Here is a 10,168-nt window from a genome sequence, read left to right as displayed (position 1 = left end):
TTCTTCTTTTTTCCTCAGCGTGCTTTTGTGTTAAATGTTATACGTTAAGGGTTAAGCGTCAAGACGCATAACTCATAACTTCTAACTCATAACCTTCTGTGCTAACACTTGAGGCTCTAGAAAGGAGGTGTTCCAGCCGCACCTTCCGGTACGGCTACCTTGTTACGACTTAGCCCTAGTTACCAGTTTTACCCTAGGCAGCTCCTTGCGGTCACCGACTTCAGGCACCCCCAGCTTCCATGGCTTGACGGGCGGTGTGTACAAGGCCCGGGAACGTATTCACCGGATCATGGCTGATATCCGATTACTAGCGATTCCAGCTTCACGGAGTCGAGTTGCAGACTCCGATCCGAACTGTGACCGGTTTTATAGATTCGCTCCTGGTCGCCCAGTGGCTGCTCTCTGTACCGGCCATTGTAGCACGTGTGTAGCCCAAGGCGTAAGGGCCGTGATGATTTGACGTCATCCCCACCTTCCTCACAGTTTGCACTGGCAGTCTTGTTAGAGTTCCCGACATGACTCGCTGGCAACTAACAACAGGGGTTGCGCTCGTTATAGGACTTAACCTGACACCTCACGGCACGAGCTGACGACAACCATGCAGCACCTTGTAAATTGTCTTGCGAAAGTTCTGTTTCCAAAACGGTCAATCTACATTTAAGCCTTGGTAAGGTTCCTCGCGTATCATCGAATTAAACCACATGCTCCACCGCTTGTGCGGGCCCCCGTCAATTCCTTTGAGTTTCATTCTTGCGAACGTACTCCCCAGGTGGGATACTTATCACTTTCGCTTAGCCACTGAGTTTGCACCCAACAGCTAGTATCCATCGTTTACGGCGTGGACTACCAGGGTATCTAATCCTGTTCGCTACCCACGCTTTCGTCCATCAGCGTCAATCCATTAGTAGTAACCTGCCTTCGCAATTGGTATTCCATGTAATCTCTAAGCATTTCACCGCTACACTACATATTCTAGTTACTTCCTAATAATTCAAGTTTAACAGTATCAATGGCCGTTCCACCGTTGAGCGATGGGCTTTCACCACTGACTTATTAAACCGCCTACGGACCCTTTAAACCCAATGATTCCGGATAACGCTTGGATCCTCCGTATTACCGCGGCTGCTGGCACGGAGTTAGCCGATCCTTATTCTTACGATACCGTCAAGCTCCTTCACGAAGGAGTGTTTCTTCTCGTATAAAAGCAGTTTACAATCCATAGGACCGTCATCCTGCACGCGGCATGGCTGGATCAGGCTTGCGCCCATTGTCCAATATTCCTCACTGCTGCCTCCCGTAGGAGTCTGGTCCGTGTCTCAGTACCAGTGTGGGGGATCTCCCTCTCAGGACCCCTACCCATCGTAGCCTTGGTAAGCCGTTACCTTACCAACTAGCTAATGGGACGCATGCTCATCTTTTACCGTTGTGACTTTAATAGTGGCTTCATGCGAAGCTGCTATGCTATGAGGTATTAATCCAAATTTCTCTGGGCTATCCCTCTGTAAAAGGTAGATTGCATACGCGTTACGCACCCGTGCGCCGGTCTCTAGTTCCGAAGAACTATACCCCTCGACTTGCATGTGTTAAGCCTGCCGCTAGCGTTCATCCTGAGCCAGGATCAAACTCTTCATCGTATATTGTYGATCTTAATAAATCAAGATCTCAAAGCGGGTGCAAAAGTAGAAAATTTATTTTCAACTGGCAAGTAAATTTTGAAGTTTTTTTAAGAAAATTTAATTTCCTCTTTTCCTCTCTTTACCAACCAATCTATCAATGAACTTCCGTTGTTTTGCGGGGTGCAAATGTAACATCCAATTTCAAATCTCACAAGCTTTTTGCAATCTTTTTTTGAAAATAAATTTTCGTTTGGATTTCTTTGCTTGTCAGTATTTCAGGGAACGTCTGTCGCTCTTGCGGGTGCAAAAGTAGCGAGTTTGTTTCGTTAAACAATACCTTTTAACCGAGTTTTTTTAATCTTTTTCAAAACTTTTCCTTAACATTCTGATAACAGCAAACTTAGAAGTTTTGCTTTTTTATCAATTTTAAGACTTTTCTTATGCTGATTGTCTTTATCGTAATTTGTCTATTTTAAAACCTCCATGTTTTAGGGACTTTTCATCTTTATTACCGCTTTACTGATTACTTTATATTAACTATGAAATACGATTGCCACTAAGACATTAAAGCGTGAAGGCTTCTTCTTTTCTTGATTTTGATGTTTTTTAATCGCGCAAAGTCGCAAAGGCGCCAAGTTTTTACTTTTGGACTGTTTTTTTCTCCTTAAGCCAGATCTTCTTTTGAAAACTGCTGCCCTAGCCCTGATAGAAGTGAAAAAATTATATCCACAAGGTTTTAAAAACCTGTCGGGTGTCGTTGGCGCAGAAAATTACTCTTATCTATTATAATAGAAACTTTTACTTATAAATAGATCCAAAAAAAATAAACCCGACAGATTTTAGAAAACTGTCGGGTTGGGAATGGGATGATTATCCTTATATTATAATTAATCGAAACGAATTGCTTTCACTGGAGAAATTCTGGTTATTATATAGGACGGAATTAGCAAGACTAGAAAACAAACAGTAATCGTCAGCAAATTCAACAATAGAACGTAACCCCAATTTAAATAGACTGGCGCCTGGTTGACATAGTAGTTTTCAGGATTAAGAGCAACTACGCCGAACTGCTGCTGGATTAATAATAGCGAAATACCAATTAGGTTACCCCAAAACAATCCGCGCATGATTAGATAAAAGGCGTTATAAAGGAATATTTTTCGAACTGTCCAGTTGTTTGCTCCCATTGCTTTTAAAATTCCGATCATTTGGGTGCGTTCTAAAATTAGAACTAACAATGCCACTACCATATTTATGGTTGCAACCAGAATCATTACAGCCAGAATAACTATTATATTAAAATCAAAGAGCTGTAACCAATCAAAAATATAACTGTACTTCTCAATTATAGTCTTTGTATCTAATCCCGATGGCGTTTGTTCATAAATTTGATTCCCAACTTTTTTAATATCACGAAAGTCATTTACAAACACTTCAAATGCGCCAATTTGGTCTGGACTCCATTTATTAATTTTTTGAATATGACGAATATCTCCTATTATATAGGTAGCATCAAAATCCTGAAATCCTGAACTAAAAACACCAGAGATTTTGAATCGGCGAATATTGGGCAATTTCCCCTGTTCTTCTTTTACAAAAAAGGTATTAAAACTATCTCCTAATTTTAGATTAAGCCTATCTGCAAGAAATCGGGAGATTATTACTTCTTCATTTAATGTCTGCGAGAAATTAGGCAATTTACCTTCAACAAGATATTCTTTGATATTACTCCAATCGTAATCTGCTCCGACTCCTTTGAAAATAATTCCTTCAAATGCATTTTCGGTTCTGATGATACCAGCCTTACTCGCGATCGCCTGAATATGCTTTACTTCAGGAACTGATTTGAAATTGGGATAGAAATCTTGTTTTTTGGAAATTGGAACCAGCGTTACTTCTGAATTATTATTATCATAATTTGAAATAATCACCTGACCATTGAAAGCTGAAACTTTATCACGTATTTTTTGCTGCAAACCAATTCCGGTAGCAACAGAAACCAGCATCATAATAATACCAATAGCAATTGCTGAAATAGCAATTTTTATTATAGGCGATGAAATACTGCTTTTATGATCTTTTGCAGTAATAAGTCTTTTGGCTATAAAATATTCTAAATTCAAATTGTTGGTTATCTTTTGTTAATTACAATAACGGTATTCATTTCTCCAAATCAAAAATACATTTAAAAAAGTAAAAATGATTTGCTTCTAAAAACAATTACAAAAACTTTAAACCTTATAATGGAAGTCTTTTTTTCATTTCTTCTACTATATTGTATGCGGCCGGGCAAATAGCAACGTTTTTTAAAGTAAGATCAGTAATTTGATTAAACTTTTTTCGATCTGTATGTGGAAATTCTCTGCATGCTTTTGGACGAACATCATAAATCATGCAATAATTTTCATTATCCAAAAAAGTACAAGGAACACTTTTTAAAACATAATCTTTGTCTTCGTCAATTTGAAGATATTGCTCTATGAATTGCTGTGGCTTTTGTCTGAAAGATTTTGAAATTCTTTCGATATCTGCCAAAGTAAACAACGGCCCAGTTGTTTTACAACAATTGGCACACTGCAAACAATCTGTTTTTTTAAATTCGGCATCATGCAAATCCTGCATAACATAATCTAAATTCTTAGGCTGTTTCTTTTTCAGCTTATCAAAATACTTTTTGTTTTCGATATGCTTATCTTTGGCTAACTTATTTAAGTTATTTAAAATCTGTTTCAAGTTTAAAATTTAAAGTTGATCTGCAAAATTAAACAACTTTAAACTTGAAACCTTAAACTTTGAACTAAAATACGATGAAAGATCTATTTGGGAAGGCGATGTTCGACTTTCAAACCAATAATTCACCAGAAAATCTAATTACAGAAACCTCAATTTCTGAAGAAGATGAAATGAGCGTTGATTATTTGTTCCGTTCTTATAACGAAATGCCAAAACTGGAGCAAAAGGCCTTGCAATTAGCCATCGGAAAAACACTAGATGTTGGTTGCGGAGCTGGAAGCCACAGCTTATCTCTACAAAGTGATCGTAATTTAGAGGTAACTTCTATCGATATTTCAGAAAAAGCAATCGAAACCTGCAAACTTCGTGGTGTAAAAAATACGAAAGTTCAAAATATACTTGACTTTGAAGGAGAAAAATTCGACACTGTTATTTTATTGATGAATGGAACCGGTATTTTTGGAAAACTAAAAAACTGTAATATCTATTTATCTAAATTAAAATCACTTTTAAATCCCGGAGGTCAAATTTTAATTGACAGTTCTGATATTATTTATATGTTTGATGAAGATGAGGATGGCGGAAAATGGATTCCATCTAATGATTATTATGGAGAACTTGTTTTTAATATCTCTTATAAAGGAGAAAAAGAAGAGCCTTTTGATTGGTTGTATTTAGATTATAATACGCTGCAAAATGCAGCAATTGCAAACGGACTTAAATGTGAGCTTATTCTGGAAGGTGAACACTATGATTACTTAGCCAAACTTTCAATTTAAAACTAAAATGTCAGTATCATGGAAGAGTTAGATTTAGAAAAACTAAAATATCCAATAGGGAAATTTGAATTTCCTCAGCAATATTCTTCTGAATATATAGCAGAGAAAATTGCAGAAATCGAATCTTTTCCTGAAAAACTTAAAAAAGAAACAATTCATTTGTCTGATGAACAATTAGACACGCCATATCGTCCTGATGGCTGGACTGTTCGACAAGTAATTCATCATTGTGCCGAAAGCCATATGAATTGTTTTATTAGAATAAAATGGGCTTTGACAGAAAATAATCCTGTAATAAAAGCTTATGATGAAGTATTATGGTCTGAATTATATGATAATTTAAATATGCCTATTCAGCCGACATTGAATTTATTAGAGGGTTTACATTTTAGACTGGCCTATATAATGAAGAATTTGTCAGAAGCTGATTTAGAAAAATCATTCATTCATCCTGAAAACAATTCGGAATACAGGATCAAACAAATTATAGCAACTTATGCCTGGCATGGAAACCACCATCTGGCACATATTACTGCTTTAAAAAAATATAAAAACTGGAAATAGACGAAAATTGTTTCTTTTATACAATATACATTCTCTACCAAAAACAAAAAATCTCTTCAATTGAAGAGATTTCTTTATAGTCTTTAAGGAATATTTAAATATTTATGTGTTTGAAGTGAAACTCGCCACTTTGGATTATTCATTACATAATCAACAATCAGCGGTGTCATTTCTTCTTTTTTACTCCATTCCGGTTGAAGGAACAAAATTGCATTATCATTTACGAGTTCTGCTTGTTCTTCTGCAAAAATAAAATCGTGTTTATTATAAATAATCACTTTCAATTCATGCGCATTGTCATAAACAGTTTGAGTTGGTAATTTATTTTTTTTAGGTGAAAGACAAATCCAATCCCAGGTTCCGGTTAATGGATATGCTCCTGATGTTTCTATGTGAACTTTTAAATCTTTATTCTTTAATTCCTGCGTTAAAAATGTCATATCCCAAGTTAATGGTTCTCCTCCTGTAATTACTACAGTATTTGCATAAGTTGAAGCATTCTTCACCATTAAATCGACACTTGTTGGCGGATGTAATTCTGCATTCCAACTTTCTTTCACATCACACCAGTGACAACCAACATCACAGCCTCCAATTCGTATAAAGTATGCAGCTGTTCCTGTATGAAAACCTTCTCCCTGAATCGTATAAAACTCTTCCATCAAAGGCAACATTGCTCCTTTATTAACTTCTAATTGTATTTCTTTTGATAACATTATTTTATTTTAAAGTGCAAAGATAGTCAATTAAATACGGAACAAAAAAAACCGATAGTTCTTTGAACTATCGGTTTTTATATTTAATTAAAAGTCTTTAATTATTTTAAAGCTTTCACAGATTGTGCTGCATAAGCATTTGTAGGGTCTAAAACTAAAGTTTTATTGAAATATTCAATTGCCTTAGCTTTATCAGTATTAGCATAACTTGCTCCAATACTATTATAAGATTCTACAATTTTTTTAACTGTTGCAGGTTTTGCTAATTCCTCAGCACCTTTAGCAGATGTTCTGTTAATATATTCTTGGTAGTTTTTAATGATTAAATCATCTTTTTCCAATAAATTGTTTATTCTACCTTTGTACAAGTAAGCCTCATCATAAGTTGGAGAAGCAACTAACACTCTGTCGAAAGCAGCATCAGCTTTAGCTAAACCAGCAGCATCAATAGCCGTTTTCTCTTTATTTGCATTTGCATAATAAAGTGAAATACCATAATACACATTATCATTCAAATAATTTTTAGATTCTGTATTAGTTGCGCTTAACTCATATAAAGCAGCAGCTTGATTGTACTGTTTTTTAGTAAACAATTCTTTTCCAAAATCCCCAAGATCTTCAACTGCTAAAGGTTCCATAGCAACTGCTTTTTTAATATCAGCCAAACCAGCATCAAAAGCTGCAGCATCAACAACACCATCAGCAGCTGTTCCTTTTTTGATTTTAGCAAATCCTAAATACAAGTAATCTTTTGCAATTACTTTATTCGTTGGAACTTTTACGTAATTCTCTAATGATTTAATTGCTACTTCAACGTTTCCGTTTTCATAAGCTGAATACCCTAAGTATCTGTAAATTCTTGGGTTAACTTTATCTAACTCAATCATTTTATTTGCTTCTGTTTCAAGCGCTTTATAATCTTTTACTAAGATCAAGAAATCAGCATGACGCATTCTTGAATCCATAGAATAATCTGTAAGACTTAAGTATTTCTCATAGCTGGAAATTGCTTTTTGGTAATTTACTTGTTGAGTAGAAGGTTTGTTTCTAGCCCATTTGTAATATGTTTCAGCTAATTCTCTGTAAACAGGACCATAATTTGCATCTAAAGCAATTACTTCATTAAAAGCTTTAATAGCTTCTTCGTAAGATTTAGCTCCTTTTAAAAGAACTCCTAATTGCATTTTAGCTCTTAAAAGTGTTGGATCTGCAGTAAATGCATCACGATATGATTTGTAAGCATCATTTTGATTATTTGCTCCATGATAAGCATCACCAATTGCCAAAAGTGCTGTAGCATTTTGAGGCTCAATTAATAAAGCTCTTTTCAAAATTGCAATAGCATTTGTATAATCAGGGTTTGTAGAATTCATGTAAGCTCTACCAATGTAAATAAACTCATTTACATCTTTACGCTTCATATCTTTTGCCGCTAAATCAAAGTTAGCTTTAGCAGAAGCAGCATTTTTAGCATCAAGATCTAATTGTCCTAATCCAATATAATTTAAGTTTTTCTTATCAGCTGCCTCTAATCCGTTTAAGTAATAAATTTTAGCTGAATCAACAATAGCTTGATTTAAGTAAATATTACCTAAAACAAAATTAGCTTCTCCATCAGAAGGTTTAGCTTTGATGATTGATTTTAATAATGATTTCGCTTTATCAAATTGCTCAGCATCTATTGCTTTCTTAGCCTGATTGATATCTTGCGCTTTTGCTACAGAAGCTGAAGCAACTAAGGCAAGACTAAAAATTTTAAATTTATTCATCTTTATTGTAATTAATTTATTCTTTATCGTTTATAATTTGACTTCTAATTTTAAGTTTTCTTCCTGGTGTTCTAATTGGCATTAATCCAGATTTTAAAACAATACGCTGACCAATATCTCCGGCAATGAATGAAGCAAAGCCCATTCCTAAACCTGAATATCCCTGACAATTTATAATATACAAATCACGTGCCAAAGGGTATTTCCCTAATGTAAGGTCAGTTTGACTCGGATCATAATATTTATCGTCAGTTAAGCCTTTTACGCTTAAAATATTAATTTTTTTAATTATGTCAACCATATTTGGAGAAGGTTGTGAAAGCCAATTTACTCCCACTACTCCAATCATGCCGTTATTCTCAGCAACAAATTTAATAACTTCGTCATTCGTTTTAAAAGAAAAAACACCTGTCGCAGGAATATTTTTTACTTTAGCCAACTCCTTCATATAACGAACCGTACTTGAATTTGGATTATCAAAAACAAGACCTTTAATTTTAGGATCTGCTTTACCTTGCATAAAATCAATTACAGTTTTCAACGCAATTAATGTATCATTATTGCTTTTATTTGAAATTAAAGCAATTGCATCGGTAGCAAATGGAGTAACTCTCGGATTTATTTTACTTTTTTCAAATCTGTTTTTTTCTTCTGTTGTCAAATCTCTGGTGACAACGACTACTTTAGCTTTCTGATTTAATAAATCATTTATTACTTCAGCCTCAGATTTTGGTTTTACAGCAATTTTAGCATCATAATAAGTTCCTTCAAAAACAGCAACCTGATCATCTACAATTGGCTTTACAGTTTCATCAACTGTAATAGCAATAGATCCCTTTAGAATTGTTTCTTTCTCTGATTCATTCTTGCTTTTTTGGTTACATGTGACAAACAAAAAAACAAAAACTATCAAACCGAAAACTCTACTATATTTTAACATATTTACTCTGCGTTTGAATTAATTAATCTCAGAAAACGGATTGCTGAATAAACAATTAGCAAACCACCAAAAGCATATCTGTATTTAGGTTCCATATCTAGCGGAAGCTTTTCCCAAAACATAATCATTAAACCAAGTACAAGATATATTAAAAAAAACAGTATTCCTAAAACAAGAAGAAATCGCTCTTTGAGCGATTTCTTCTGAATATTATTAAGCATATTTCTTAACATTACTCTGCAGATTGAATCGTAATAGGTAGAGAGTAAAGAACCCTAACTTTTTTACCATTTTGCTCTCCGGGAGTCCATTTCGGACATTTTTTAAGAACACGAATTGCTTCTGCTCCTGTACCGTAACCGATATCCCTTAAAACTTTAATGTCGGTTAATGAACCGTCTTTTTCAACTACGAATGTAACGTAAACTTTACCTTTCAAACCTTCTTCTTCAGGAGTCTTGTAATTGTTTCCTACGAATTTGTAGAATTTTTCAATTCCTCCAGGGAAGTCTGGTTTTACTTCGATACCAGCTGTGTTATATACTTGGTTATCTTCTTCTACTACTGCAGCAGTTCCAGTACCTACTGGCTCATCAACAGTTAAAACTGCATCCGGATCTCCTTTAATAGTTTCAGAACCTACCTTTTTGTCTTTAAGTTCCTCAATTTTAGGAGGATCTTCAGTAACTTCATTTGCCTTAGCAACAACCGGCTTCACAAACTTAACCTGATCCACTTTTGGTGGCGGTGGTGGTGGTGGTGGTTCATTTGGCTTAACTTCCTCTTTTTTAGGAGGTAGTTTTACTGTAGCTATCTTAATATCTTTATTCGCATCATCTTCACTAGAATCTGGTAAAAAGCTAGCAATAAGAGGTGCAGCTACAGCAAAGGCAAAAATAACAGAACCAATGATAAGTGCTTTTATCGTTGTTTTACTGTTTGATTTTCTAAGCTCATAGGCACCATATATCTTATTACGTCCTTCGAATACGATATCAAGCCACTGATTTTTTATAATATCTAATTTCATTTTTATTGATTATTAGGATGT

The 10,168-nt window shown here is 34.8% G+C and carries 9 protein-coding genes and 1 rRNA gene; 2 read left to right on the top strand and 8 right to left on the bottom strand.

Features of this window, described 5'->3' with window-relative positions; genetic code table 11:
* Window positions 1-120 precede the first annotated feature (120 nt).
* The 3 genes from EAH81_RS15390 to EAH81_RS15380 all read right to left on the bottom strand — a co-directional run bounded on the left by EAH81_RS15390 (window position 121) and on the right by EAH81_RS15380 (window position 4,349).
* Window positions 121-1,634, bottom strand: a 16S ribosomal RNA gene (locus EAH81_RS15390).
* A gap of 869 nt (window positions 1,635-2,503) precedes the next feature.
* Entirely contained in the window at window positions 2,504-3,739 is a 1,236-nt protein-coding gene (locus tag EAH81_RS15385) for an ABC transporter permease (protein WP_140508656.1), read from the bottom strand.
* Between the two features lie 115 nt (window positions 3,740-3,854).
* A complete protein-coding gene (locus tag EAH81_RS15380) occupies window positions 3,855-4,349 on the bottom strand; it encodes a YkgJ family cysteine cluster protein (protein WP_140508654.1) in 495 nt (164 codons plus the stop codon).
* 74 nt (window positions 4,350-4,423) lie between these two features.
* On the opposite strand from EAH81_RS15380, the gene EAH81_RS15375 reads away from it, so the two are divergent.
* Window positions 4,424-5,128 (top strand): class I SAM-dependent methyltransferase, encoded by a 705-nt coding sequence (locus EAH81_RS15375; RefSeq protein ID WP_140508652.1) that lies wholly within the window; start codon window positions 4,424-4,426, stop codon window positions 5,126-5,128.
* An 18-nt stretch (window positions 5,129-5,146) separates the two neighbouring features.
* The gene (locus tag EAH81_RS15370) at window positions 5,147-5,692 is read left to right on the top strand and encodes a YfiT family bacillithiol transferase (protein WP_140508650.1); all 546 of its coding nucleotides are present in this window, start codon (window positions 5,147-5,149) and stop codon (window positions 5,690-5,692) included.
* An 83-nt stretch (window positions 5,693-5,775) separates the two neighbouring features.
* Here EAH81_RS15370 and EAH81_RS15365 read toward each other — a convergent pair whose 3' ends face one another.
* From EAH81_RS15365 to EAH81_RS15345, 5 genes are all read right to left on the bottom strand, one after another.
* Window positions 5,776-6,408 carry a 7-carboxy-7-deazaguanine synthase QueE gene (locus EAH81_RS15365; RefSeq protein ID WP_140508648.1) on the bottom strand — a complete coding sequence of 211 codons (633 nt, stop codon included), beginning with the start codon at window positions 6,406-6,408 and terminating at the stop codon, window positions 5,776-5,778.
* Between the two features lie 101 nt (window positions 6,409-6,509).
* Window positions 6,510-8,177, bottom strand: coding sequence for a tetratricopeptide repeat protein (locus tag EAH81_RS15360; RefSeq protein ID WP_140508646.1), 1,668 nt, complete (start codon window positions 8,175-8,177; stop codon window positions 6,510-6,512).
* A 16-nt stretch (window positions 8,178-8,193) separates the two neighbouring features.
* On the bottom strand, window positions 8,194-9,117 hold the full coding sequence (locus tag EAH81_RS15355) for a PstS family phosphate ABC transporter substrate-binding protein (RefSeq protein WP_140508644.1): 924 nt from the start codon (window positions 9,115-9,117) through the stop codon (window positions 8,194-8,196).
* Between the two features lie 2 nt (window positions 9,118-9,119).
* Complete coding sequence (locus EAH81_RS27845; RefSeq protein ID WP_140508642.1) at window positions 9,120-9,350, bottom strand: hypothetical protein; 231 nt, start codon at window positions 9,348-9,350, stop codon at window positions 9,120-9,122.
* Entirely contained in the window at window positions 9,350-10,147 is a 798-nt protein-coding gene (locus EAH81_RS15345) for an energy transducer TonB (RefSeq protein WP_140508640.1), read from the bottom strand. Before EAH81_RS15345 ends, EAH81_RS27845 begins: the two co-directional genes overlap by 1 nt.
* Between the last annotated feature and the right edge of the window lie 21 nt (window positions 10,148-10,168).

Source organism: Flavobacterium pectinovorum (genome assembly GCF_006438875.1).
Lineage (GTDB): Bacteria > Bacteroidota > Bacteroidia > Flavobacteriales > Flavobacteriaceae > Flavobacterium > Flavobacterium pectinovorum_A.
Note: the sequence above shows the minus strand (reverse complement) of the source record. Positions and strands in the feature narration are given on the sequence as shown.

Excerpts from the sequence above, each read along its gene's own strand:
- EAH81_RS15370 (WP_140508650.1), top strand. The coding sequence starts at position 5,147 with ATGGAAGAGTTAGATTTAGAAAAACTAAAATATCCAATAGGGAAATTT.
- EAH81_RS27845 (WP_140508642.1), bottom strand. The coding sequence starts at position 9,350 with ATGTTAAGAAATATGCTTAATAATATTCAGAAGAAATCGCTCAAAGAG.
- EAH81_RS15345 (WP_140508640.1), bottom strand. The coding sequence starts at position 10,147 with ATGAAATTAGATATTATAAAAAATCAGTGGCTTGATATCGTATTCGAA.
- EAH81_RS15355 (WP_140508644.1), bottom strand. The coding sequence starts at position 9,117 with ATGTTAAAATATAGTAGAGTTTTCGGTTTGATAGTTTTTGTTTTTTTG.
- EAH81_RS15360 (WP_140508646.1), bottom strand. The coding sequence starts at position 8,177 with ATGAATAAATTTAAAATTTTTAGTCTTGCCTTAGTTGCTTCAGCTTCT.
- EAH81_RS15365 (WP_140508648.1), bottom strand. The coding sequence starts at position 6,408 with ATGTTATCAAAAGAAATACAATTAGAAGTTAATAAAGGAGCAATGTTG.
- EAH81_RS15375 (WP_140508652.1), top strand. The coding sequence starts at position 4,424 with ATGAAAGATCTATTTGGGAAGGCGATGTTCGACTTTCAAACCAATAAT.